21 protein-coding genes are annotated in these 23,975 nt (G+C 71.8%); 12 read left to right on the top strand and 9 right to left on the bottom strand.

Going from position 1 to position 23,975, the window contains the following annotated elements; translation table 11 throughout:
* A partial coding sequence (locus ACFV6I_RS12025) for an FAD-dependent monooxygenase (RefSeq protein ID WP_380424819.1) occupies positions 1-421 on the bottom strand: 421 nt, incomplete at its 3' end.
* 348 nt (positions 422-769) lie between these two features.
* Between ACFV6I_RS12025 and ACFV6I_RS12020 the strand changes: the two genes are divergently transcribed.
* Entirely contained in the window at positions 770-1,279 is a 510-nt protein-coding gene (locus tag ACFV6I_RS12020) for a hypothetical protein (protein ID WP_380424817.1), read from the top strand.
* Positions 1,280-1,305: 26 nt separating this feature from the next.
* On the opposite strand, the gene ACFV6I_RS12015 is transcribed toward ACFV6I_RS12020, so the two are convergent.
* The 3 genes from ACFV6I_RS12015 to ACFV6I_RS12005 form a co-directional block, all read right to left on the bottom strand.
* Positions 1,306-1,998: a hypothetical protein gene (locus tag ACFV6I_RS12015; RefSeq protein WP_380424815.1), complete on the bottom strand. Its 693-nt coding sequence runs from the start codon at positions 1,996-1,998 to the stop codon at positions 1,306-1,308.
* A 201-nt stretch (positions 1,999-2,199) separates the two neighbouring features.
* Positions 2,200-2,715, bottom strand: coding sequence for an AAA family ATPase (locus ACFV6I_RS12010; protein ID WP_380424812.1), 516 nt, complete (start codon positions 2,713-2,715; stop codon positions 2,200-2,202).
* Positions 2,716-3,026: 311 nt separating this feature from the next.
* Positions 3,027-3,368, bottom strand: coding sequence for a hypothetical protein (locus tag ACFV6I_RS12005; protein ID WP_380342558.1), 342 nt, complete (start codon positions 3,366-3,368; stop codon positions 3,027-3,029).
* A 693-nt stretch (positions 3,369-4,061) separates the two neighbouring features.
* Between ACFV6I_RS12005 and ACFV6I_RS12000 the strand changes: the two genes are divergently transcribed.
* Entirely contained in the window at positions 4,062-5,282 is a 1,221-nt protein-coding gene (locus tag ACFV6I_RS12000; RefSeq protein WP_380424810.1) for a hypothetical protein, read from the top strand.
* Positions 5,283-5,744: 462 nt separating this feature from the next.
* Here the strand turns inward: ACFV6I_RS12000 and ACFV6I_RS11995 are convergent, their stop codons facing one another.
* Both ACFV6I_RS11995 and ACFV6I_RS11990 read right to left on the bottom strand, forming a co-directional pair.
* Positions 5,745-7,088: an ALF repeat-containing protein gene (locus ACFV6I_RS11995; RefSeq protein ID WP_380424807.1), complete on the bottom strand. Its 1,344-nt coding sequence runs from the start codon at positions 7,086-7,088 to the stop codon at positions 5,745-5,747.
* A gap of 184 nt (positions 7,089-7,272) precedes the next feature.
* Positions 7,273-7,425, bottom strand: coding sequence for a hypothetical protein (locus tag ACFV6I_RS11990; RefSeq protein WP_380424805.1), 153 nt, complete (start codon positions 7,423-7,425; stop codon positions 7,273-7,275).
* Between the two features lie 170 nt (positions 7,426-7,595).
* On the opposite strand from ACFV6I_RS11990, the gene ACFV6I_RS11985 reads away from it, so the two are divergent.
* Entirely contained in the window at positions 7,596-7,901 is a 306-nt protein-coding gene (locus ACFV6I_RS11985) for a hypothetical protein (RefSeq protein WP_159398732.1), read from the top strand.
* Entirely contained in the window at positions 7,898-9,037 is a 1,140-nt protein-coding gene (gene tgmC, locus ACFV6I_RS11980) for an ATP-grasp peptide maturase system methyltransferase (protein ID WP_063352630.1), read from the top strand. The genes ACFV6I_RS11985 and tgmC overlap by 4 nt, the downstream gene beginning before the upstream one ends.
* A gap of 146 nt (positions 9,038-9,183) precedes the next feature.
* Here the strand turns inward: tgmC and ACFV6I_RS11975 are convergent, their stop codons facing one another.
* The gene (locus ACFV6I_RS11975; RefSeq protein WP_380424803.1) at positions 9,184-10,854 is read right to left on the bottom strand and encodes a phospholipase; all 1,671 of its coding nucleotides are present in this window, start codon (positions 10,852-10,854) and stop codon (positions 9,184-9,186) included.
* A 449-nt stretch (positions 10,855-11,303) separates the two neighbouring features.
* On the opposite strand from ACFV6I_RS11975, the gene ACFV6I_RS11970 reads away from it, so the two are divergent.
* From ACFV6I_RS11970 to ACFV6I_RS11935, 8 genes are all read left to right on the top strand, one after another.
* Complete coding sequence (locus ACFV6I_RS11970) at positions 11,304-12,566, top strand: hypothetical protein (protein WP_380424801.1); 1,263 nt, start codon at positions 11,304-11,306, stop codon at positions 12,564-12,566.
* 535 nt (positions 12,567-13,101) lie between these two features.
* Positions 13,102-14,034, top strand: a complete 933-nt coding sequence (locus ACFV6I_RS11965) for a DUF6528 family protein (RefSeq protein ID WP_380424799.1) — start codon at positions 13,102-13,104, stop codon at positions 14,032-14,034.
* A 108-nt stretch (positions 14,035-14,142) separates the two neighbouring features.
* Positions 14,143-15,654, top strand: a complete 1,512-nt coding sequence (locus tag ACFV6I_RS11960) for an MFS transporter (protein ID WP_380424821.1) — start codon at positions 14,143-14,145, stop codon at positions 15,652-15,654.
* 254 nt (positions 15,655-15,908) lie between these two features.
* Positions 15,909-16,892 (top strand): ABC transporter permease, encoded by a 984-nt coding sequence (locus ACFV6I_RS11955; RefSeq protein ID WP_380424797.1) that lies wholly within the window; start codon positions 15,909-15,911, stop codon positions 16,890-16,892.
* Between the two features lies 1 nt (position 16,893).
* Positions 16,894-17,856, top strand: a complete 963-nt coding sequence (locus ACFV6I_RS11950; RefSeq protein WP_380424795.1) for an ABC transporter permease — start codon at positions 16,894-16,896, stop codon at positions 17,854-17,856.
* On the top strand, positions 17,853-20,009 hold the full coding sequence (locus ACFV6I_RS11945) for a dipeptide ABC transporter ATP-binding protein (protein ID WP_380424792.1): 2,157 nt from the start codon (positions 17,853-17,855) through the stop codon (positions 20,007-20,009). Before ACFV6I_RS11950 ends, ACFV6I_RS11945 begins: the two co-directional genes overlap by 4 nt.
* A 55-nt stretch (positions 20,010-20,064) precedes the next feature.
* On the top strand, positions 20,065-21,780 hold the full coding sequence (locus ACFV6I_RS11940) for an ABC transporter family substrate-binding protein (RefSeq protein WP_380424790.1): 1,716 nt from the start codon (positions 20,065-20,067) through the stop codon (positions 21,778-21,780).
* Between the two features lie 184 nt (positions 21,781-21,964).
* Positions 21,965-22,168, top strand: a complete 204-nt coding sequence (locus ACFV6I_RS11935) for a cold-shock protein (protein WP_063352633.1) — start codon at positions 21,965-21,967, stop codon at positions 22,166-22,168.
* A gap of 139 nt (positions 22,169-22,307) precedes the next feature.
* Here the strand turns inward: ACFV6I_RS11935 and ACFV6I_RS11930 are convergent, their stop codons facing one another.
* Positions 22,308-23,720, bottom strand: coding sequence for a serine/threonine-protein kinase (locus ACFV6I_RS11930; protein ID WP_380424788.1), 1,413 nt, complete (start codon positions 23,718-23,720; stop codon positions 22,308-22,310).
* Positions 23,713-23,975 (bottom strand): hypothetical protein (locus ACFV6I_RS11925; protein WP_380424785.1); only part of this gene is annotated, 263 nt, incomplete at its 5' end. The genes ACFV6I_RS11930 and ACFV6I_RS11925, both read right to left, overlap by 8 nt.

Here is a 23,975-nt window from a genome sequence, read left to right as displayed (position 1 = left end):
ACACCCCCCCCCCCCCCCGCGGGCGGCCCCCCCCCCCCCCCCCGCGCCTGCATAAACTACTCGCGGCCTGATCAAACCAACCACGTGTTGCGACGATCCCTAGAAACCGCCCTCTCGGCAGGGGCCCGTGCTGCCCGAAGTCAGAACTGTTCCATTTCTGCAGAGCTTCGAGTGCTGCCCGAACTCGTGTACAGGTGCTGTCGGTTCTCGTGGACAGAGCCACCCAACGCCTGTCGCGTGGCGGCGCCGAGGGCTGTGAGGGGGGCCGGGGAGGCGTGGGCGGGGCCCGGGCGCGCAGGAGTGCCTGGTCCACGGTGATCCGGCCCACTGCGCGGCGCTCGGTTTCGTAGTCGTCCAGCAGCCGCGGGTCGGCGTGGCCGCGCAGGACCGAGACGAGTTTGGTGGTGAGGTTCCAGGTCATCGACCTCGTCCTCGACGGTGCGGCGCCCGCGCCGAGCTGAGGAGAAGAGCGGACCGGACTGCGGCCTCCGCCACGCCGGCACCGCCTCCACGTGCGCACTGGCGCGTCCGTCCGCCGCCACGCCGCTCACCGGCATCGGGTGCTGCCGGGCCCGGGTGGGGCATTGCACGCCAACTTCCTTGCTGTCATCCTCAGTTGGCCGTATCGGTCCCGGCGGTCGGTCGGGCAGGCTCTGCGCGGCGGGCGCGGCGGGGGCGGCGAGCGCAGCAGCAACAACGGAGGGTAGCGGTCGTGGTGCGTACGCGGGGAGGCGGCGTGTGGGGTGTGGCGGTGCGAGCGGTGGCGGGGATGCTGGCAGTGGCGTTCCTGACCGGGGCGGTGTGGCTGGCCTGGTGGCTGAGCGCGGAGCGGATGGGCGCGGCCATGGGGCTGGGCCCGCCGGACGGCGTGGTGCTGGTGGACCGCTGTTATGAGGTGTCCGACAGCGAGGGCAACAGCGACGGCACCAACTGCCAGGGGCGGTTCACGCCGGCCGGCGCCTCCGCGGGCGAGGCCCGCCCGATCGTGGTGAACGGCACGACCGGCAAGCACCGGGCCGGCACCCGGCTCCCGGTGCGGCTGGTGCGGGGCGTGGCCTACGAGCCGTCGTCGTCGCCCGCCGTGAAGTACGGCGCCGGCGCGGGCGCGGTCCTCGTACTGGGCGCCGTGCCGGCCGGCTGGCTGCTGGTCGGAGTCCGGCGTGGTGAGGCCCCGGAGGTCATGACCCTGGTGGTCGGCCTCTTCATCGGGCTTGCGGCCGTGGCGGTCCTGGGCATCGTCGTCGGCTTGCTCGCGGGCCTCGTCGAACTGGCGCTCTGAGCGGAGCCGGGCCGTCGACGTGGTGCTCACCTGGTGATGTCGCCGTCCGGCACGTCCCGGACGGTGACCTCCTTGCCCTGTCGGCCCAGGATCTTGGCCACCACGTCACCGATCCCCTTCGCGTCGCCCGTCGGCTCGGGGACCGACCCGTCGGTGTACCGCTCGATGGCCTTCCGAAGGTACGAGGGGTTCCAGGCCCCGACGGCCCCGCTGACGTCGACGGCCGCCACCCGTCGGCCACCGACGGCACGCCTGATGGCCGGCAGGACCTCGTCCGAGTAGTACTTCCCCGGGACCTGGAACAGGCTGACATGGCCGCCGACCTTGCCGCCGTCCCGCAGGTAGACGGTGACGACCAGGCAACTGGTCACCGACGGATAGGTGATCGTCCCGTGCGGACCCACCTCGCCGACCTCGCCCTCCGTGATCGAGAGGGTGGTCGCGGGCGCACCGGCCTGCTGGACCCCGGCTACCGGGCCGGACACAGTGCCGAGCCCGGTGAGGTCCTCGGTCCCGACCGCCTTGCCGAATGCGGCGCTGACGGCGCTGACGGCGCTGACGGCGCTGACGGAGCCGACGGATTCGACCGCCTCGGTGGGTACCGGGCCGTGCGCCGTCGCCCCATTGCCCCCGCCTGCCGCGCAGGCCGCCGACATCAGCACCGCGCCGACGGCCAGCCCGACCCTTCCCACGCACCGCCCGGACACCACGAACTTCATGACCCCACACCCCACGAATCCGGTCTGCACACACCCGCGCACGCACGCGGCGACACATGCTCCCGAGTGCGAACGATCTCGTCAACCCGACACCCGACGGCCCCCTGACGGGGTCACCGGCGCCGGTCGTGTGGCCGCCGGCAGCGGTCGCCGTGGTCGGCCCGTTCGGGGGAGGGGGAGCCGGCTCCGATCGCCGCCGGGTCAGGCGTTGGAGGAGTCGGTGATCCACCGCAGGACGTCCTCGGCGACCTCCACCGGGGCACGGCCGGAGCTGGTGAAGGCCGTGGGGACGAGTTCGCGCAGTTCGTCGGCGTCCTGGAGGGCTTCCTCGACCTGCTCCGCGCTCCAGCCGCGGGCGGCCAAACGGACGCGGCGGTCGTGGTCCGCGCAGTCCAGCCGCGCCCAGACGACCTCCGGGGCGTCCGGCACCTCGGCCGCGGCGGCCTCCCACTCGGCCGGGGTGAGGGGGCAGGACACCAGGACGGGCCCGCCTCCTCGCGCGAGCATGCCCGCGATCCGCACCCACAGGCGGTTGTAGTCGGGCCAGACCCCGGACGCGTCCGGGGAGGTGATGTCGATACCGAGCAACCGACCGTCCTCGTCGGGCAGTTCGTCGAAGTCGACCACCGTGACGGGCCGTTCCCGCAGCCGGCCCAGAAGTGTCGACTTGCCCGCCCCCGGTGCCCCGGTGATCAACCGCACCACAGACCTGACCATGCCGATTCCAGCCCCGCTTCCGTCGATGACCGGCACCCCGGATCCTGAGTGCCCAACCGACCATAGCGGGACACCTGTCCTTCGTCCCCCAGGATCCGGCCGCAAGCCGCGCTCCGGTGCCGCAACATCCGGGTTCTGTCCGCGAGTTCGCGTTGATCCGGCGACGAACCGGCCGAGGGCAGACCACCGATCGGGCTGCGGGCCCCGGTCCGGCGGGCTCTCGCCACGCGAACTCCATCTGGCGCCGGTTCGGCCCCGAGGCTGACCACGCTCTCGCCGCCGACTGGACCGGCTGCTCGCGGCTGGCGAGCTTATTGGAAGTACTTCCAGGCACCGCACGAGGAGAGGCTGCCGTTCCAGTTGCAGATCCGGGCCTGCTTGATGGGGTACTTGAAGGTTTTCGCCTTGGGTCCCATAGCGATCATGAAGATGCCGGTGTGTTCGCCGCTGGAAAGATAGAGGTCCAGGGCAGCTCCGATTCCGTCGTCGCTGTCGTCCGTGATCGTTCCGATCGCGCCTTCCACGTAGGCGTAGTCGCACAGGCCTCGGTCGCAGCTCGACCAGCCGGTCCCGGCGGCGCTGGCCGGGCTGGCGGTCAGGAGTGCTGTTGCTGCGAGGATGGGTACCACTGTTCCCACCAGTCGCTTGATCATTCGATGCTCCTTCTCGTGTGATTTCTGTTCAGAGACCCAGTGGCGGCTGCTACGGGGTTTGTGGTGCGGGTTTCCTTTGCTTGACGGGCCGTTGATCCATCGATCGACAGTTGGGAGACCTCCTTGGAGGCTCCTGGCCGAATGGCGGGTCCGCGCAGAAGAGCGCATCGTTGAACGAGCGATCTCTGGATGCAAAACTCGCGGACCCGCCATCGACCGAGCTGCCTACAAGGCCGCCATCAGCATCGACATGCTCACCACCAGCCCTTGACGGCCCTGGCGCCGGTGGAGACTCCACAGTGCAGCCTGTTTGATTGTCCATCTACAAGAACCCGGTCGAAGGCCAGGTGGGCGGCGGACAACCCGGTTTGGCCGCGGACAGGACAAGGTGGCTTGGGGTGGCTGGTGTTGGACGTCCGCAGGGGCGGCTCTCGGCGGCCTTCGGCGAAACGGACTCCCATGCGTCCCGGGAAGATCGCGGCACTCGGCTCGGCAGTCCGCGCACGGAACCGCCGACCCCTTCCGTTCGGCCGCAGCCGCAGCCGCAGCCGCAGCCGCAGCCGCAGCCGCAGCCGCAGCCGCAGCCGCAGCCGGCTCCCACCACGTCGGCGTCTGCGCGGCCCGGCGGGCGGCGGGCTGCTCCGGACGGGACCCGGGCAGTAACCTCAGCCGGTGCGGCGCGTTGGGGGAGGCGTGCCACAGTCTGCATCCACCCCCAGCTCCAGCAACGCCACCGCCGTTCCGGCCGGCAAACCCCAGGCGCTGCCCTTCCTCCTGACACCCCAGCAAGGCGCGGCGGCGCGCACGCTGCTGAGCTACGTGGCCGCCCTGCCACTGCCGGATCCCGGCCAGCAGCTCCTGGCCGTCGTGGTGGCGATCCGGGCCGCACGTGGCGGCACCGGCAACCTCACCGGTACTGACCTGTCCGCCCTGCGGCTGGGTGATCCCCGCGAAGTGGTCGATGCCCTCCGCGGCCTGGGCTGGCTGATGGGCGACACGATTTTCAGCAGCGACCCGGTCGCACCTGCGACGCCGGTCACCGTCCCGGATCTGGCCCGCGAGGCCGACCACCCCCTGCCGTTCGGAAAAGCCGTGCGCTCGCGCGTATCCGGGTGGACCACACGGGCCTTGTCGGCCAAGCCGGTCCGCAAACTCCCGCCGGCCGCCCGGCTGGCGGCCCTGTTCGCCGCCGCACACAGCACCTCCACGCTCCTCGGACAGATCCCGCCCGACCTTCCCGAAGCCTGCCGGGCCGCTCTGCCGGACCTTCTGGCCAAGGGCTTCCTCGCCGAACTCGCCGACGGGCGCTACCGCCTGGATCCCCAGGTGGGCCACCTCGCGGGCATGCGTCCGCCCACCGCCCAGGAGAAGGCGGCAGACCCCGAAGCCGGCACCGGCACCAGCACGACCGTGACTCCGGGCTTCGACTTCAACGCCGCCGCGTGGACGCGGTGGAAGGACGCGGCCACGCCCGCCCTGCGGCGGCATGCGGAGAGCGTCGAGTACTGCGCCCTGTGCGCGCTGGGCCCGGAACGGGTCGCGATGGCCTTCACGCTGCCCCCGCCCCGACCGCCTCAGCACCCTTCCTTGGACGCCAGGAGCCAGACCGCGTACAAGCGGTGGAAGGACGCGCACCCGGACCGCGGGCCGCAGGCCGCGCAGTTCACGGTGGCCTTCCGTGCCGAGCACGGACACGGTCCGTCGTTCAGGCAGTTGTGCAAGGGGCTGGGCTCGCGCCCCGACCTGCGCGAGGTGAACCTCTTCATCGTGCACCGTCTCGTGGCGAACGGATGGCTCACCAGCACCGACCAGGTGCCATGGACCCTCCGCCCGGGCCCGACCGCCCAAGACCAGGGCATCACCCTTCCCCAACGCCGCAGCCCCGCGACGACCGTCCCCGCAACCAGCCCCTGACCGTCCCCACCGACGGCTGCGGCCGAGCACAGACGAAGTGCCGCGAAGGCTCGCCTCGGTGAGGAAGGCCTTGGCTGCCGCCGGAACGCAAGTCACCGCAGGACTCCGGGAGTCGGCAATGCAGGCAGGCCAGCCGGCCGGCGTACCCACACCGGCCAGGCGATGGCCAGCCGGCAGGGACCGTCGCGTTCACGAGCGTCCCGAGGCGCGCACTGGGCACCCGAGCCCGCCCAAGCCGCCAACTCCCCGGCAACCAAAGGCATCACGGCGCCCGCGGTACCGCCGCTGCTCCGCCTCACGGGCACGCAGCGCCTCAACGCCGGCGGCCCGGTCGGGGCGACCAGCCGACGTCGGCCCGGCTGTGGGCGTAGGTGTGGCTGGGGGCGTGGCTGTGGGTGTGGGCGTGGGGGAAACGCTCCGCCGGCCGGTGTGAGGTGCGGGCCGGCCGGGGGAGGAGGGTGATCAGGCCTGCGAGCGGCGGCGCGAGGCGACGACCGCGCCGGCGCCCAGCAGGACGGCCGCGCCGGCGGCGGCGCCGAGCTGCCCGAGCGGGGCGGTCGTGCCGGTGGCGGCCAGCGAGCCACCGGCGGTGCTCCGGCCGTCCGTGGTGGTGGCGGTCGTAGTGCCGGTGGTCGTCGTCCCGGTGGTGGCCGAGGCGGGCGCGACAGCGGCGTCGGGGGTCACGGCGGCGACCGCCTGGGTGGTGCCGGAGCCGCCCCGCGAGGTCTCCGTAGCGGTCTTCGTCGCGGTCTCGGCAGTGGTCTCGGCAGTGGTCTTCGCGGCGGCCTGGTCCTTGGCCCGGGCGGTGAACTGGCCCTCCTTCAGGAAGGCCCGGACGTCCGCGATGCCGCCGTCGAGCGCGGCGAGGCCGGCCTTGCGGACCTCGGGCCCCCCGGCCTCGATGAGCTGCGAGACGTGGATCCGGTCGTCGCCCGCCCGCAGCGGCTCCAACTGCTCCTTCAGAAAGTGCTCGACGTCCGCCGCGCTGCCGGCGAGCGCCTTCTCGGCCGCCTCCCGGACGTGGCGGCCGGTGCCCGCGTCGGCGAGGATGTCCTGCACCTTGGCGCGGTTCTCGTCCTCGGCCCGGGCGACGTACTGGCCGGTCTTCAGGAAGGCGCGGACGTCCTCGATGGTGCCGGACATCGCGGCGTTGGCGGCCTTCTTCACCGCCGGGCCGCCGCGGGACATGATCTGGCTGAGCAGGACCCGGTCGTCGTGCTCGGCGGCCGTCTTCAGCCCCGTGTTGAGGAAGCGCTCGACATCCGCGGCGGTTCCCGCCAGTGCCTGCTGGGCGCCCTCGCGCACACCCGGTCCGCTGTTCGGGTCGTCGAGGAGCTGCTGCACCTTGGCGCGGTTCTCGTCCTCGGCCCGGGCCGTGTACTGGCCGACGTTCAGGTAGGCGCGGAACACGTCGAGGTCGTTCGAGCCGAACGCGGTGTTGGCGGCCTTCTTGACGGCCGGGCCGGCGGCGTTCATGGTCCACAGGATCGCGATCCGCGCGTCGTCCCGGCGAATCCTGTCCGCCTCCACCGCGAGGAAGCGCGCCCGGTCCGCGGGGGTGCCGGCGAGGGCCTGGCCCGCGTGCTCGCGCAGGTAGTCGCTCGGAGCCGTGAGCAGGTAGTCGTTCGGGTAGACGAGCAGCCTCTCGATCGCTGCCCGGTTCTCCTCGTCCGCCTTGGTCTCGGCCGGGTCGGTCTGCCCCTGCCCCGCCGGGACGGTGTCGGCGAACGCCGGGGCGGCGCCCAGGGCGACGGGTGCGGCGGCTGCGGCAAGGAGGACGGCAGCGAGCGAATGACGGATCTTCAACGGTCCCTCGGGATCTGAAACACGGGTGGGCCCGCCGCGGCTTCACGACGGTCGGCCGAGTGATCGTATAGCAACGGCACCCCCCGCTGGCGAACACATTTCCGTCACGTCCCACACCCCGGCTTCATTGCGCACCGCCTGGTCACACCAGCCGGGAGAGCTGCCCGGCACCCCCGTCCCTGGCTCAGCCCTCGTACGCGCGGGCGGCAGCGTCGAGGCGGGCGGTCAGCGCCCGGGTGACGGTGCCCAGGGCGTGATGCAGCCGCAGGTGCTCGGTGCCGGTCACCGCCGCCCGGGTGTCCAGCAGGTCGGCGCGGGACGCGATGCGTCGTCGCACCGGTTCTCGCCGGGAGTCCTCGACCGGTGCCCGCCCGCTGCGAGCAACACGGCCAGGCCCGCGCGAGTTGGCCGGAACCTCTGGCGAACGGCATGTGCGCTACGGTAAGTATTCTCTCAACTACGTACTGTGGGAACCTGCTTGTGCTGACGGCCGTACGGCCGCGGCCCGTGAAGGAGGTACACCGGGATGACCCGATCGCCATCGACAGCCCCGACCTCGACTGGCGCCGCCGGCAGAACCTCCTGACCTACACCCAGGTCGCGGTGCCCGACGATGTCGCCGCTGCTGTGGCCCGCTACCTCGGCGCCTTCGGCCTGGTCTTCGGCGCCTTCGACTTCGCCGTCGACACCGCCGGGTGCTGGAACTTCTTCGAGTGCAACCCGAACGGTCAGTGGGCGTGGTTCCCGCCGCCGATGACCGACCTGATCGCCGAGGCCCTGGCCGACCGACTCCAGAGAGGCACCAACCCGTGAGCACCCCCGCCGAACTGCGCGCCGCCCTCGTCGACCGGCTCACCGCCGACGGCGCCCTCACCGATCCGGCCTGGCGCGCGGCCGCGGCCGCCGTGCCGCGCGAGACCTTCGTCCCCGAGTACTTCCTGCCCGTGCCCGCCAGCGCGCCCACGGCCTACGTTCCAGTCCTGTGCGACAACCCCGGCCGCCTGGAGGGGGTCTACCGCGACCAGACACTGGTCACCCAGCTCGACGGCCATCTGAGCCCCTCCGACGTCCAGGGGCCGGTGGCCGGTGCCCCCTCGTCCTCCTCCACCCTCCCCTCCCTCGTGCTGGGGATGTGGCAGCAGCTCGATGTCGAGGCCGGCCACCGTGTGCTGGAGATCGGCACCGGCACCGGCTACTCCACCGCCCTCGGCGCCCACCGCCTCGGGGAACAGAACGTCGTGAGCGTCGAAGTCGACCCGGAAATCGGGGCGCGGGCGGCGGAGGCGGTCAAAGCCGCGGGCTACTCTCCCACCCTCGTCATCGGCGACGGCCTCGCCGGGTACGCCGACGGCGGACCGTACGACCGGCTGATCGCGACCTGCTCGGTCCGCCACCTCCCCCTCCCGTGGCTCCACCAGGTCAGGCCCGGCGGAAGGATCCTCGCCACCTTCACCGGGTGGAGCTTCGCCTTCGGCCTCGCACTCCTCACCGTCACCGGGCCCGGCTGCGCGAGCGGCCGCTTCCTGCCCGGCTACGTCAACTTCATGGTCGCCCGGCCGCACGACCGGCCCCCGCGCCAGCCCGTCACCCTGCTCTCCGGCGACGCACGGCCCAGCGAGATCGACCCGGCGATCCTGGGTGACTGGACCGGCAAGTGGGTCGCCCAACTCGCCGCCCCCTCCGCCGAGATCATCGGCGCCGGAGACCAGCAGATCCTCGTGGACTTCGCCACCGGCTCCCACGCCCGCACCACGCCGAACCCCGACGGCGGCTGGACCGTCACCCAGCGCGGGCCCCTGCGCCTGTGGGACCAGGCCGAGGCCGCCATCCAGGCCTGGCAGCAACACGGCGCCCCCCACCAGGAGGGCTTCGGCATCACGGTCGACGGCGACGGCCAGCGCGTGTGGATCGGCACCGAAGAAGGCCCCACCTGGAACCTGCCCATCTGACCGGCGGCCGGGGCTGAGCCCCGTCGAGGCTTCGGCTGCTCACGGCACCTCGGCGCGCGAGTCCGGGTACCGTCCCAGGACGACAGGAGGAGCAGCACCCACCCACCGCAGGACCTCGTGGACATCCTGGCGGATGGAGAACGCGCTCAGTTCGGGCAGATGCCGCGGGTGTAGTCGACCGTGGCGGCGGCCTGCGAGTAGTGCCACTCGGGAGCCAGCAGGTTCGCGTCGAGCTGGGCGGCCGCGTTCGGGTTCTCCACCAGGTAGCCGAAGTCCTGCAGCCAGGCGGGGTAGAGGTTCTTCGATCCGACGAAGAACGTCGAGCCGTCGACCGCGACGACCTTGTGGTGCAGCGCGAACGGGTGGCCGTCGGCCCAGTTCGCGGTCGGCGCCGCGCGGAAGGAGGTGAGCTGGAGGTTCCGGCACATGGTGGCCTTCGCGCCGGACGCGTCGCCGGTCCGGGCCGCCAGCCGGGCCTGGAGCGCGTCGCTGATCTCCGCGAGGGATTTGATCTGCGAGTAGCCGCCGCTGCCGACCGTGCCGCGGTTGGCCGGGTCGCTCACCACGATGCGCACCTTCACGTTGGCGGCGAGCTTGGCGGCGAGCAGGTCGTAGAGGCGCAGGTCGTAGCGCGGCAGCGGCGGGCAGGTGCCGTTCAGGTCCTGCTGGGAGATCTCGATGTGGCTGGTGGCGCCGGCCACCAGGGCCCGGAGCGCGCTCTCCTCGGGGTTGACCGTCTCGTAGTCGCGGTCGCCGTTGGTGTTGTCGTGCAGGGCGACCAGGCCGCACTTGGCGTCGGCGGCGGCCGGCAGGTCCGGCTGGTAGGTGGAGGCCGGGTCCACGTTCCGGATGCCGACGCCCAGGCCGCCGATTGCGATCACCGGCAGGTTGCCGGTGGCTGGCACCGGGCCGGGGTTGGCGTCCTTCTCCAGGTTCGGCAGGCAGGGCGCGCCGTTGCTGGAGGCGAACCAGGCACTCGACAGCACTCCGGTGTTCTTGCAGGTCCAGCCCCACAGGGTGTCGAGGTAGGAGCCGGCCGAGGCGGCGGCGGGGCCGGTCAACGCGAGGTCGACGTCGGACACCGGGTGGGTGGTGTCGAGGTAGTCGTCCTTCCAGTTGTTGATGCCGCCGGTGATCACGCTGCGGCCGTCCACCACCAGCAGCTTGGAGTGGTTCCAGGACAGGGCGGTCTTCGAGGTGGTCATCGAGGCGACGTTGAGCGTGACGCCGGCGGCGGCCGGGCCGAGCCGGGCCAGCAGGTCGTCTCGGTAACTGGTCGGCAGCGCGGTGATGTTGTAGAGCGGGGCGGCCCCCACCAGGACCCGTACGGTCAGCTTGTTGCCCGCCGCCACCGAGGCCTTGAGGCCTGCGACGATCGCGTCCTGGAACGCGCCGTTGGGGAACGGCGCGAGGGTGGAGATGTCGACGGTGCGGGTCGCGCCGGCGATGTTCGCCGTCATCTTGGCCAGCAGCTTCTCGCTGCCGGTCCGGTCGGTGCAGTTCGGGTCGCCCCAGCAGTTCGGGGTCTGCAGCAGCCAGCCGGCCGGGTCACCGGCGGGGGCGTCCAGGTTGTTGCCGCCGGTGCGCTGCCAGACCGTTCCCTCCAGGCCGGGTGAGACCTGACGCAGCGTCTGCTCGACGGCGTCCAGGTGTGGGGTGTCGGTGGCCGCGGGCGCCGCCGGGGCGGGTATCTGCGTGTCGGCGGAGGCGGAGGCGGAGGCGGCGGGCAGTGCTGCCAGCGCCGTGCCGAGGGTGAGAGCGGCGGTGAGCGTGGTGCGGGCGGCGCGGCCGAGGTGGTGGGACGGGTGACGGAGCACGGGTAATCCTTCAAGAAGTGGCAATGTTCACCTGAAAGGCCCCTTAAAAATACCTGATAGTAACTTGAGGATGCGTCAGGGGCCTGTCGGGATCCGCCCGCTGGGACTGACGGCCCGGCGTCCGTCGTCGGCAGGTGTCCGGAGACGGGGAGAAATTTCTTTCCGATCGCCTGCAACCCCTGGCCGGGCTCCACGTCTATGACAGTGAGAAGCGGGGCCGTGGTCGCCCCCTGGCCGCACACAAATCTGCTGCGGCCCGCTCGCCATCAGTCATTCAGTCATTCAGCCATCAGTCATCAGCGCGCTGCTGCGGCCTGCCCGCAGAACGGTTTCAGGGGAGAACTGTGTCCACCATCGTTCATGTTCGTCGTACCCGTCGTACCCGTCGTACCCGTCGTGCCATCGTCGTCGCCGCTGCCCTCGGCGTAGCCGCAGTCTGCGGATCGGTCGTGGCCGCCGCCCCGGTGGCCTTCGCGGGGGAGCCGTCGCACACCTCGCTCTCCGTCCAGGCCCCGGCCTCGGTCGGATTCGCCGGTGGGCCGGTCGAGTTCACCGAGGACATCACCAACTCGGGCCAGGAGAGCACCGGTTACCACCTGGAGCTGCGGACCGTCACCGACGTCGGAACGCCGCCGGACGCGATCGTCATCGACTACAGGGACCCCGCTGACGGTACGTGGAAGTCGGTGCCGCTGGGGATGACCCGTACCTCCGGAGGCGTCGTGTACGACGGGACGGTGCTCGGGCTCACCGTCCCGGCCGGGCGGACCCTCAAGGTCGACCTGCGGATCGGCGCGCCGATGGGCCTGCCCCACGACGGCGCCACCAACGGCGGCTTCCGGTCCATCGCCCTGCATTCCGCCGTCGTCGTCGACCCCCACGAGCCGGCGCAGGCCGAGGTGACCAGCACGATCAAGGTCACCTCGATCACGAGCTCGCTCGACCACGTTCCCGCCACCGCCGTCGCGGGCGGCGCGCCGGTCGAGTTCGACGCCACCCTCGACAACCCCACGCCGTCCGACTACACCAACCTCGGCAACGTCCTGTTCGTGGACCGGTACGCGACCGTGCAGGTGCGTACGGCGGACGGGGCCTGGCGGACGCTGGACAAGGTGGCCGGAATCGCGCCCGACGACCCCTACGGCGTGTACCTCCAGGGCCGTGACTCCGGCCTCCGGTCGGGTGGCAAGGTCGTCGCCCGGGTGCGGGTGTCGTACGACGCGAAGACTCCGGCGGGCACCACCACGCTCGGCCCGTGCGTGTTCGTCAACGAGGGCCTGCCGTTCCGGGGAACCACGAAGTGCGCTGCCCACTCGACGATTCAGGTCCTGCCCGCCGCCACGAAGACGCCCGGGCCGAGCCCGTCCTCCTCCTCGGCCCCGTCCTCTTCGTCGGCCCCATCGGCCTCCTCGGCCCCGTCGGCCTCCTCTGCCCCGTCGGCCCCGGTGTCCTCGGCCCCGGCCGGCGCCGCCGTGCCGGTCTCCGCGTCCTCCCCGAGCGCCCCGGCTCCGGCGGACCCGTCCACCACCTCCACCGCGCCGTCCACCCCGCAGGCCCGCGTCGCCGACGCCGCGCAGCCTGCCGCGCCGTCATCCGTCCAGCTTGCCTCCACCGGGGCCGACCACACCGCGGGCCTCGCCGTCGGCGGTCTTGCCCTGACGGCCGCCGGGGCTGGCGCCCTATGGCTGCGCCGGGTGCTGCGCCGGGCCTGAGCGCGCACGGGGAAGCCGAACGCGAAGGAGCCCGCCACCCTCCCCAGGTGGCGGGCTCCAGCAGTGGGCGGCACGTCGGGCGCGCGGTGTCAGCGCCGGCGCGCGGGCGCGGGTGCTGACCACGGGTACGGGAGCTCGCCGAGTGGGGCGTGCGGCTGCTTCCCCGGCCCGCAGGGGCGAGCCCTCCCACGGCCCCGTGCGGACGAGTTCACCCGGACGCCGCGACGAGGATGGCGCCGGGCCGGGGCGCCGGGACGCAGAGTAGATAGTCCGATAATCATGGCGCAAAGGGGACGTGGCAGTGTGCGCAAGAGCCGGAGCGGGCCTCAGGCTGGGATCCGTCCTGGGCGGCCTGATGCTGACGGCGTGTTCGACCCCCGCCCCGCATGCCGTGGACGGCAGCGGCGGAGAGCCTCGCGGCAGTGCGGTGGTCATCGCGGCTGATCAGGCGCCCGGGCAGGCAGCCGTGCCGGGTGATGCGTCGGGTGATGCGGCCGATCCGGGGTCCGGGCCGGCCGGCGTTCGGGGCAGTGCGTTGATCGTCGCGGTCGATCAGGCGTCCCGGCAGGTTCTCGTCCTGGACGGTGAGACGGCGCGGGAGGCCGGACCCGAGGCCGGACCCGAGGCCGGACCCGAGGCCGACCGGTTGCCGGTGGTGTGGTCGTGGACCGCTGACGGCGACGATCGGCTGGCCGACCTGGAGCCGGCCCGCAGCTGGGCCAGGCCCACCGAGGCCAGGGACGTGGTGCTCGACGGTGAAGGATCCCTCCTGGTCACCGCCTCGGGCGGCTTGGCAGCCCTGGTCGACACGGCGACCGGCACGCCGATCTGGGCCACGGACCTCGGCACTTCCGTCAACCCCCACAGCGCGGAGCTCCTACCGGACGGCAATGTCGCCGTGGTCGCCAGCACTGCCGGATGGGTGCGGCTGTACGCGGCCTCGGAGGGGCCTCGCAGCACCACTTATACCGAGCAGGAACTCGACGGGGCCCACGCCGTGCAGTGGGACGAGGGCGCGGAGCTGCTCTGGGTGCTCGGGGACGACACCCTGCTGGCCCTTCGGGTCGGTGGCACGCCCGACATCCCGTCCCTCACCCCCGAACGCAGCATCCCCCTTCCGGAAGTCGGGGGACACGACCTCGCACCTGTGCGCTCCGCACCGGGGACGTTCTGGCTCAGCACCGGCGACCGCCTGTGGCGCTACGACTCACACCTCGATCGCTTCGAAGCCGTCGGCCTGGGCGCGGAGGATTCAGCCCGCGGGATCAAGAGCGTGGGCAGTGAGCCCGCTACCGGTCGCCTGCTCACCATCACGCCCGATCACGCGGGTCCCTGCTCCTGGTGCACCTCCGCCGTCACCTTCCACCACCCCGACGGGACGCTCGCCCTGACCGGAACCGAGCTGTACAAGGCCCGCTGGTGGACCACACCGCTGCCAGGTCTGGGCCCGACGAACCGACCCCGGTAGCGCGGTCCTCCGGCAGCCGCCATCCACGCCGAGCTGCACCACCGCGACGCCGGTCCCGGCAAACCGACCGGCCTCGACGGCCGCCCCGCCATGATGGTGCCGTTGAAGGTGAGGCGGTCGAGGACGGCCGCGCACTTCTGCGACCACCACGTACTGGAGATGCTGATGCCTGCCCCCGGGCCGACGACCAACGCCCCGCCGGTGAACGGGATACCGCCCGGGCGTCCGTTCTCGTGGCGATTCGTCACCCCGTTGTTCGTCGGTTCGGCGCTCAACCCGATCAACAGCTCGCTGATCGCCACGGCCCTCGTACCGATCGCCCACGGACTCGGCGTGTCGATCGGGCGGACCGCCGCCCTGGTCACGGCCCTGTACCTGGCCAGCGCGATCGCCCAGCCCACCGCAGGCAAGGCCGCCGAGGTGTTCGGCCCACGACGGGTGTTCCTGGCCGGAATCGGACTCGTCATCGTCGGAGGACTCATGGGCGGCGCCGCCCACAGCCTTCCGACCCTCCTGATCAGTCGAGTACTGCTCGGGTTGGGCACCTCGTGCGCCTATCCGACGGCCATGCTGCTGATCCGCCGCCGCGCCGAGGACGCCGGTCTGGACAAGCCGCCGGGCGGAGTGCTGGGCGGCCTGCAGATCGCCGGCATCGCGACCGCCTCCCTCGGGCTGCCCCTGGGCGGTGTCCTGGTGGCCGTGCTGGGCTGGCGTTCCGTGTTCTTCATCAACGTTCCGGTCGCACTCGTCGCGCTGGTCACGACATTGGCCTGGGTCCCACCCGACAGCCGACCCGACAGCCCACCCGACAGCCCATCCGACAGCCGACCGGACCGCAGCCGACGCGCCCGTGACGTCGCGGCCGGCCTGGATGTCATCGGCATCGCCGGGTTCGCCGCCGCGATGATCGCGCTGCTGCTGTTCCTGTTCGCCCTGCCCGATGCCCGCTGGTACTTGCTGGCGATCTCCGCCGTGCTGTGGATCGCCCTGGTGCTGTGGGAGCTGCGGGCCAGGACCCCGTTCCTCGACCTGCGCCTGCTCGCCGGAAACCGGGCCCTGACCAGTACTTATCTTCGCTACGGCCTGGTCCTGTTCTGCGCGTACGTCGTGCTCTACGGTGTCACCCAGTGGGCCCAGAGCGTCCGGGGCCTGTCCGAGACCGAAGCCGGACTGCTCCTGTTGCCCATGACGCTCGTGTCCGGTCTGGTGATCTCGCTCGTCTCCCGGCGCAACCGGGTGCGCGGACCGGTCGTAGCAGCGGCCCTGGCCTGCCTCATCGGCTCCGCCGGCGTACTGCTGCTCAGCGCCTCGGGCTGGATCGGATGGGTCGTGGTGGTCACTCTCGTCTTCGGCGTCGCCATGGGCACGTCCGGCGCGGGCAACCAGATCGCCCTCTACGACCACGCCCCCGCCGAACAACTCGGCACCGCCTCCGGCCTGCTGCGCACCTTCGGCTACCTCGGCTCGATCGCCGCTTCCGCAACCACCGGCATCGTCTTCCGCATCCGCGTCTCCGACCCCGGCATGCACCTCATCGCCTGGATCATGGTCGGCGTCGGCGTCGTCCTGGTCCTGACGACCCTCGCCGACCGCACCCTGCGTACCCGGCCCGCCCCCTGACACACCTCCGCGAGGGCACCCCCCCTGCAAATGTGAACGGGGGAGCGGGTTCAACGCCTCTTTGCTGCGGGGGTGTTTCGTTCCCATGTCCATATGCCCAGATCACTGGCGTCGCGCACCAGTCGTGCACAGACTCACATCTGCACGATCGTGCACTCGACTCTCACCCCAGGAAGTTCTACGGGCATGCGTACCCCCCCCAGACCCGGCGTTCCCCAGGCGCACCCGCCGCACCTGGTGGGGAGGTGCCGTCCGTGCTCCGGTACGTGACACGCAGGGCGGCGGGCTGGTTCCTGGTGATCGCCATGGCCACCAACGCCACGTACTTCCTCGCCAGTTGGTTCCTCGACCCGCGCTCGAACTTCAAGGAACTGCGCCCGGTCCGCACCGAGGAGCAGATATCCCGGGCCCTGGCCCCCTACAACCTCGACCCGCACGAGCCGCTGCTCCACCGCTGGTGGGACTGGCTGACCAGCGTGGTCCTGCACTTCGACTGGGGCCGCTCCCCGGTCGGGGTCCAGGTGAACGGGGAGATCGGCTACCGCTCCCTCGTCAGCGCCGAGCTGGTGATCGGCGCGACGGTCCTGTCGGTCGTCGTCGGTGTCGCCCTCGCGGTCCACACCGCCTCGCACCAGTACGGCTGGAGGGACCGGGCCGCCCAGGCCTTCTCCATGGCGCTGTTCAACGTCCCGGTGTCCATCGCCGCCCTCGCCCTGGTGCTGCTGGCCATCCAGCTGAACGAGCAGGCCGGTTGGCACTTCCTGTACGTCGCGGGGGAGAACTCGCCCGGCGTGGAAGGGTTCTGGGCGACGGCCGGTGACCGGCTGCTGCACCTGATCCTGCCGACGCTGACGCTCACCCTGACGGGGTACGTGGGCTACCACCTCACCCAGCGCTCCCTGCTGCTGGACGTCATCGGCTCCGACTTCGTGCGCACCGCCCGGGCCACCGGGCTCACCCGGGCCCAGGCGATCCGCCGGCACGCCCTGCGCACCGCCCTGATCCCCACCGCACAGTCCGTGGCCTTCAGCATCCCGGCCGTCTTCACCGGCGCGGTCCTCACCGAGACGATCTTCGGCTGGAACGGCATGGGCCAGTACTTCATCCAGACCATCAGCAAGAACGACGTGCACGGCACCGTGGCGACCGCCGCCTTCGCCGCCGCCCTGACCGCGATCGGCGCGATCCTCGCGGACATCGCCACCGTTCTCCTCGACCCGAGAGTGCGGGTGAGCTGAGATGGGCACCCCTGTGAGTCCCGACGCGACCTCCGAAGACGTACTCGCCACCGCACCCGCGCGAGCCACCGATCCGCCGCCCACCGGGCACGACGGGCACTACCTGGGCCGGCGCCGTCTCTACCTGCGGCGCTTCCTGCGCAACCGGATCGCCGTCGCCGGCGTGGTGATCTTCCTGCTGCTCGTGCTGTTCAGCGCGCTCGGCGACCTGTTCACCCCGTACGGCTACGCGGACGCCGACTTCTCGGCACTGACCCAGGCCCCCAGCGCCGAGCACTGGTTCGGCACCAACCAGGGCGGCAACGACGTCTACGCCGCCGCCGTGCACGGCCTCCAGCGCTCGTTGGTGATCGCGGTGAGCGTGTCCGTGCTGACCGTCGCCATCGCCGCGGTCGTGGGCGCGGGCGCGGCCTACTTCGGGGGCCGGGTGGAGAAGGCCACCCTCGCCGTCGTCCACTTCCTGCTGATCGTGCCCTCCTTCCTCATCCTCGCCCTGGTCTCGCACCGGCTGGCGGGCGACTGGCGGGTCCTCATCCTCGTGCTGACGGTGTTCGGCTGGATGTCCACCGCGCGCGTGGTCTGGTCGGTGTCGACGTCCCTGCGCGAGCGCGACTACGTGCGCGCCGCGGAGTTCATGGGCGTGCGCCCCCTGCGCATCGTGGTGCGCCACATCATCCCGAACCTGGGCTCCCTGCTCATCGTCAACCTCACCCTGGGCGTGGTCTCCACCGTGCTCAGCGAGACCGCGCTGTCCTTCCTGGGCTTCGGCGTGCAGACCCCGGACGTGTCGCTGGGCACGATGCTCGCCGACGGCGCGGGCACCATCACCAGCGCCCCCTGGCTCTTCGCCTTCCCCGCCGGGCTGACCGTCCTGCTCACCGTCTCGATGACCTTCGTCGGCGACGGCCTGCGCGACGCCCTCGACCCCACGTCCACCACCGCCGCGGCAGGAGGCCGACGATGACCCTCGCACCCGACCGCCGCACCGGGCCCGTGGCCGGCTCCCCGGCCGGGCCCACCGAGCCCGCACCCGTCCTGTCCGTACGCGACCTGAGCGTCTCCTTCCCCTCCGAGGCCGGACCGGTGGAAGCCGTGCGCGGCATCGGCTTCGATTTGTTGCCCGGGCGCACCCTGGGCATCGTCGGCGAGTCCGGCTCGGGAAAGTCCGCCACCGCCCTCGCCGTCATGGGCCTGCTGCCGCCCACCGCGCGCCTCGGCGGCCGGATCCTGCTGGGCGGCCGCGACCTGGCGGCGATGGACGACAAGGGCCTCTCCCGGGTGCGCGGCCAGGACATCGGCATGGTCTTCCAGGACCCGATGTCCGCGCTCACGCCCATCTTCAGCGTCGGCCGGCTGCTCTCCCAGGCCCTGCGCGTGCACCGGGAACTGTCGAAGAAGGACGCGTGGGAGCAGGCGGTGGAACTGCTCGACCTGGTCGGCATCCCCGACCCGCGCGAACGCGCCAAGTCGTTCCCGCACGAGTTCTCCGGCGGCATGCGCCAACGTGTCGTCATCGCCCTGGCCATCGCCAACAAGCCCTCGGTCCTCGTCGCCGACGAGCCCACCACGGCGCTCGACGTCACCGTCCAGGCGCAGATCCTCGACGTGCTGCGCCTGGCCCAGCGCGAGACCGGCGCCGGCCTCGTCCTGATCACCCACGACCTGGGCGTGGTGGCGGGCCACGCCGACGACGTCGCCGTCATGTACGCCGGACGGATCGTCGAGCACGCGAGCGTCGACGAGCTCTTCCGCCGTCCCACGATGCCCTACACCGCCCGGCTGCTGGCCAGCGTCCCCACCGTGGACAGCGGCGTCGAACGGCCCCTGATCCCGGTCGGCGGCGAGCCGCCCTCCCTGGTCGGCCTGCCCGGCGGCTGCCCCTTCGCGCCCCGCTGCGCGGTGGCCCTGGACGTGTGCCGGACCACCGAACCGGCCCTGACCGAACCGGCCCTGACCGAACCGGCCCTGACCGCACCGGCCTTGACCGCACCGGGCGGGCAGCACGGACACGTCGGACACGTCGCCTGCCACCGTGCGCAGGAGATCGCCGACGGAACCCTCGACCCGGCCGGGCGCGCCGCTGCCGTGCCGCCGGCCCGCGCCGGAGAGCGGACCGCGGGCGAGGTGGTCCTGCGCGTGGAGGACCTGGTCAAGACCTTCCCCGTCACCAAGGGGGCCCTCCTCAAGCGCCGGGTGGGAACCCTGCACGCGGTCAACCACGTCAGCTTCGAACTGCGCGCGGGCGAGACCCTGGGCCTGGTGGGGGAGTCCGGCAGCGGCAAGACCACCACGCTGCGCGAGGTGCTGCGGCTGCGCGCCCCCGAGGGCGGCCGCATCGAAGTGGCCGGCACCGACGTCGCCACGCTGCGGTCGGCGGCCCAGGTGCGCGAGCTGCGGCGCGACGTCCAGATCGTCCTCCAGGACCCGACGGACGCCCTGGACCCCCGCCTGACCGTCTTCGGCCTGCTGGCCGAACCGCTCCAGGCCGCCGGTGCCGACCGGACGGCCATCCGGTCCCGGGTCACCCGTCTCCTGGACCTGGTGGGCCTGGACCGCACCATGGGTGACCGCTTCCCCGCCGCCCTGTCCGGCGGCCAGCGCCAGCGCGTCGGCATCGCCCGGGCCCTGGCCCGCGAGCCGAGGCTCCTGGCCCTGGACGAGCCGCTGTCCGCGCTGGACGTCTCCGTGCAGGCCGAGATCATCAACCTGCTCGCCCGGCTGAAGCGCGAACTGGGCCTGGCGTACCTGCTGGTGGCCCACGACCTGGCCGTGGTGCGCTACGTCTCCGACCGCATCGCGGTGATGTACCTCGGACACATCGTCGAGTCCGGTGCCACCGAGGAGATCTTCGCCCGGCCCCGGCACCCGTACACCCAGGCCCTGCTGTCGGCGATCCCGGTGCCCGACCCGGAGCGCGAGCGCCACCGCGAGCGCATCGTCCTCGCGGGCGAGCAGCCCAGTGCCACCCGGCTGCCGGAGGGCTGTGTGTTCGTCGACCGCTGCCCGCTGTACCGGGAGGCCGACGAGAGCGTACGGACCCGCTGCCGCACCGAGCGGCCGGCGACCGTCGGCGCCCCGGACGGCTCCGACCACCAGTACGCCTGCCACGCGGTCTGACACCCGCCCTGCCCCGCCCCGCCCCCTTCTCACCGATTCCCACCAAGGACATCCCATGCGCCGGAAGCTCGCCCTGCCCCTCGCGCTCGCCGCGGCCGTCGCGGTCGCCGCCACCGCGTGCTCCTCCTCGTCCCCCGCCGGCGGACCCTCCGGCGGATCCTCCGGGCCGAACGCCACGAATGCCACGAACGCCACGAACGCCGCCAAGGCCGCGTCCTCGGTCACCGACTACAACCCCCAGCCGTACGAGAACATCAGGGACGGCGGCACCTACACCACCGCGGGCACCTTCGACGAGCAGGGCAACCCCTTCAACGTCAACGGCACCCTGAACGCCTCGCGGATCTGGGCCTGGTACAACGCCCGCGCCATCACCTACTCGCCAACCGGCGAGGTCCAGTACAACCCGGACTACTACAGCGACGTGAAGGTCTCCGTCGAGGGCGGCGACCAGAAGGTCGTCATCACCCTCAACCCCAAGGCCGTCTTCAACGACGGCACCCCCATCGACTGGCGGGCCATCGAGGCCACCTGGAAGGCCGACAACGGCTCGGACAAGGACTACGCGGCCTCCTCCACCGACGGCTACGACCGCATCACCTCCGTCACCCGGGGCGCCGACGACAAGCAGGCGGTCATCGCCTTCAAGGGCGTCAACGCCTCCTGGTCCGCGCTGTTCACCACCTTCCTGCACCCCCAGGCCGCCACCGTCGACAACTTCAACAAGGCGTACGTCAAGACGGCCCACCCCGAATGGGGCACCGGACCGTACACCGTGGGCACCTGGGACGACCACTCCGGCAACATCACCTTCGTGCGCAACCCCAACTGGTGGGGCCGGCCGGGCAAGCTCGACAAGCGCGTCTACGTCAACCTGGAGAGCGCCGCCTCGATCAACGCCTTCAAGAACGGCGAACTCGACTACGCCCCCGTCGGGACCGCGGAGAACCTCAAGCAGGTGAAGACGGTCAAGGACGCCGAGATCCGCAGCGGCGGCAGCCCCTTCGAGTACGCGCTGTACCTCAACGCCAAGTCCCCGTTCCTCGGCGACGTCCAGGTCCGCAAGGCGGTGCAGGAGAGCATCGACCGTCCGCAGATAACGAAGATCCGGTTCCAGGGCCTCGACTACACGGAGCCGCTGCCCGGCTCGGCGGTGCTCTACAGCTTCCAGCAGGGCTACCAGGACAACGTCGCCGCTGTCCTGAAGTACGACCCGCAGGAGGCGCGGAAGACCCTGGACGCGGCCGGCTGGAAGCCCGGAGCCGACGGCATCCGCGCCAAGGACGGCAAGCAACTCGAACTCGGCTACACCCTGCTCGGCGACGACCCCATCGAGAAGGCCACCGCCGGAGCGTTCACCGCGATGCTCAAGGCCGTCGGCGTGAAGGTGAACGTCAACAAGGTCTCCGAGAACGACTTCTCCAAGGTGCTCAGCGACCGCCGCTTCGACCTGTTCATTTCCGGCAACCGCTCGACGGACCCCTTCGGCGCGCGTTACCTGTGCGACTTCTACTGCTCGGACCGCGACTCCAACATCACCGGAACCGGCACTCCCGAGCTGGACAAGGAGATCCGCGCCACCGGCGAGATCGCCGACCTCGGCCAGCAGATCGCGGCCGTCAACAAGGTCGAGCAGAAGGCCCTCCAGCAGTACGCCTTCCTGCCGCTCTACAGCGGCCCCTCCACCTACGGCATCAGGAAGGGCCTCGCCAACGTCGGCGCCACCATCTTCTACAGCCCGCTGCCCGAGACCATCGGCTGGCAGAAGTAGCACCACTGCCCCGGCGATCTCGCGGGCCGAGCGGCTGCATGATCCTTGCTGTCGTGGGTATCGTTTGAGTCAGCAGTCGTGGATCCGAAGTACCGCAGCATCGGCAGTCGGAGGACCAGGGCGATCACCTCAACCCCAGGGGTACGCACCAGCGCGTATCCCGTCCCCGACCAGGGAGCAGCACATGGCCACCGGCATCGTGAAGTGGTTCAACGCCGAGAAGGGCTTCGGTTTCATCGAGCAGGACGGCGGCGGCCCTGACGTCTTCGCCCACTACTCCAACATCGACTCGCAGGGCTTCCGTGAGCTCCAGGAGGGCCAGAAGGTGACCTTCGACGTCACCCAGGGCCAGAAGGGCCCCCAGGCCGAGCACATCCGCCCCGCCTGACGTTCGCAGCGCGACGCCCCGTACCGCTCTGGTACGGGGCGTTCGTCATGCTCAGACCTGGTCGTGCCGGTTCATGGGCTGTCGGCATGGACGTCGACCGGGACGTCGACCGGGATGTCGAGCGGGACGGGACGGGCGGTCATCCTCGGGCGCGCCAGGCAGACAGGCGGCGGAACCAGCGGCGGCGCAGGCCGGTGCGGGGAGGCGGCGGAAGTTCGGCCTCCATGGGGGAGGCGAAGGTGCGCAGCAGGACCTCGGGGGCTGAGCCTGGTCCACCCGGCGGCTCCGCGGGCGGCGGTGGCAGCAATGCGGGCAGGTAGGCAGAGGGGGGAATCGGTGGGGGGTTCGGTGGGGGGTCCGGCAACGCGGGCGGCTGCTCGGGTCGCGGTGCGGGCTGCGGTGCGGGCTGCGGTGCGGGCTGCGGGTACCCGTGTGTGCCGAGGCGCACGGTCGTCGTGTCCCGAGGTGGCAGGGGCAGGACCGCCCCGGTCGGCATGCCGAGTGGTCGGAGTCGTACGGTCGGCCCTCCTGGAGCGGGTCGCAGGAGCGTCTCGGCCGTGGCGAGATTCGGCGGCGGTTCCAGGGCCCGGTCCGGTGAGAGCTGGTACGGGCGGTCGAGGTCGAGGACGAGCTGTGCGCGCCGCAGCGTGGCGCGGGAGATGGTGTCGGGCAGCCAGTCTCCGCGGGCGAGCTGCCGCTGCGCGGTGGTGATTCGGCGGTCGGAGAGCGATCTGAGCAGGCCCTCGGCTGTTGGCCGGTGGGCGGGGTCCTTGCTCAGGCAGGTACGGACCCAGCCGTCGAGGTCCGCGGGCAGCGAGGACAGCCGGGGCTCGCCGTGGAGCACGTTGTAGATCACGTTGACGAGGTTGTCCCCGTCGAAGGGCGACGATCCGGTCGCTGCGAAGGCCATCACGATTCCGAGGGCGAAGACGTCGGTCTCGGGCCGCACGGGCCGTCCCGTGACCTGTTCCGGGGCCAGGTAGCCCGGGGTTCCGATGATCACTCCGGTCGATGTCTGCCTGGTCGAGTCGGCCGTGATCGAGACCCCGAAGTCGATGAGTCGCGGGCCCTGCGCGGTGAGCAGGACGTTCGACGGTTTGAGATCCCGGTGCACCACGCCGGCCTCGTGCACGGAGTGCAGGGCCCTGAGGAGTCCGTACCACAGCGCGTACAGCGAGTCGGCCGGGAACGGGCCGAAGGCGTTGACGCTCTGCTGGAGGGAGAGCCCGGGGATGAAGGCCGTGGCCATCCAGACGCCGTTCTCGTCGGCCTCCGCGTCCAGGAGCGGCGCCGTGAAGTCTTCGGGGATCCGTGACACCACGGCGATCTCGCGCCGGAAGCGTTCTTGCGCCTCCGGCTCGCTCAGCAGTTCCGGGCGCAGGACTTTGACCGCCGCGGCCCGGCCCGTGGCCGAGCGCGCGAGGTACACGATCCCCATGCCGCCCGCACCGAGGCGGCCCAGCAGCCGGTAGGCACCCAGCTCCCGGCGGTCCCTGGAGGAGAGCGGCGCCAGCCCGTCGGGCATGCCGGTCCGGTCGTCGGGTTCAGCCATCGCTCCACTTCCCGAAACCGCGTCGGTCGGTGCTCCGGTGTCCGCGACCGAAGAGGATCTCCGACCTGAGCCGCCGGTCCGCCCGGCGGCGCCAGCGGGCCAGCAGAGCCTCGTTCGCACGGACCTCGGGGTGGTCGGGGCCGAGCGTCCGGCGCAGGTCCGGCAGCACCTCGTGGAAGATGCGGAGCGCGGGGGGGGGGGGGGGGGGGCGCGCCCCCGCCGGGGGCGCGCGCCGCGCGCGCGCGCGCCCGCCCC

Origin of the sequence: Kitasatospora sp. NPDC059803 (genome assembly GCF_042732255.1) — a bacterium.
Classification (GTDB): domain Bacteria; phylum Actinomycetota; class Actinomycetes; order Streptomycetales; family Streptomycetaceae; genus Kitasatospora.
The sequence above is the reverse complement of the archived record's forward strand: the minus strand, read 5'-3'. Positions and strand labels throughout refer to the sequence as shown.

What these genes read in the sequence shown, in the direction of transcription:
- ACFV6I_RS11930 (WP_380424788.1), bottom strand. Translation starts at nt 23,720, where the DNA reads ATGGCTGAACCCGACGACCGGACCGGCATGCCCGACGGGCTGGCGCCG.
- ACFV6I_RS11940 (WP_380424790.1), top strand. Translation starts at nt 20,065, where the DNA reads ATGCGCCGGAAGCTCGCCCTGCCCCTCGCGCTCGCCGCGGCCGTCGCG.
- ACFV6I_RS12010 (WP_380424812.1), bottom strand. Translation starts at nt 2,715, where the DNA reads ATGGTCAGGTCTGTGGTGCGGTTGATCACCGGGGCACCGGGGGCGGGC.
- ACFV6I_RS11945 (WP_380424792.1), top strand. Translation starts at nt 17,853, where the DNA reads ATGACCCTCGCACCCGACCGCCGCACCGGGCCCGTGGCCGGCTCCCCG.
- ACFV6I_RS11935 (WP_063352633.1), top strand. Translation starts at nt 21,965, where the DNA reads ATGGCCACCGGCATCGTGAAGTGGTTCAACGCCGAGAAGGGCTTCGGT.
- ACFV6I_RS12005 (WP_380342558.1), bottom strand. Translation starts at nt 3,368, where the DNA reads ATGATCAAGCGACTGGTGGGAACAGTGGTACCCATCCTCGCAGCAACA.
- ACFV6I_RS12015 (WP_380424815.1), bottom strand. Translation starts at nt 1,998, where the DNA reads ATGAAGTTCGTGGTGTCCGGGCGGTGCGTGGGAAGGGTCGGGCTGGCC.
- ACFV6I_RS12020 (WP_380424817.1), top strand. Translation starts at nt 770, where the DNA reads ATGCTGGCAGTGGCGTTCCTGACCGGGGCGGTGTGGCTGGCCTGGTGG.
- ACFV6I_RS11950 (WP_380424795.1), top strand. Translation starts at nt 16,894, where the DNA reads ATGGGCACCCCTGTGAGTCCCGACGCGACCTCCGAAGACGTACTCGCC.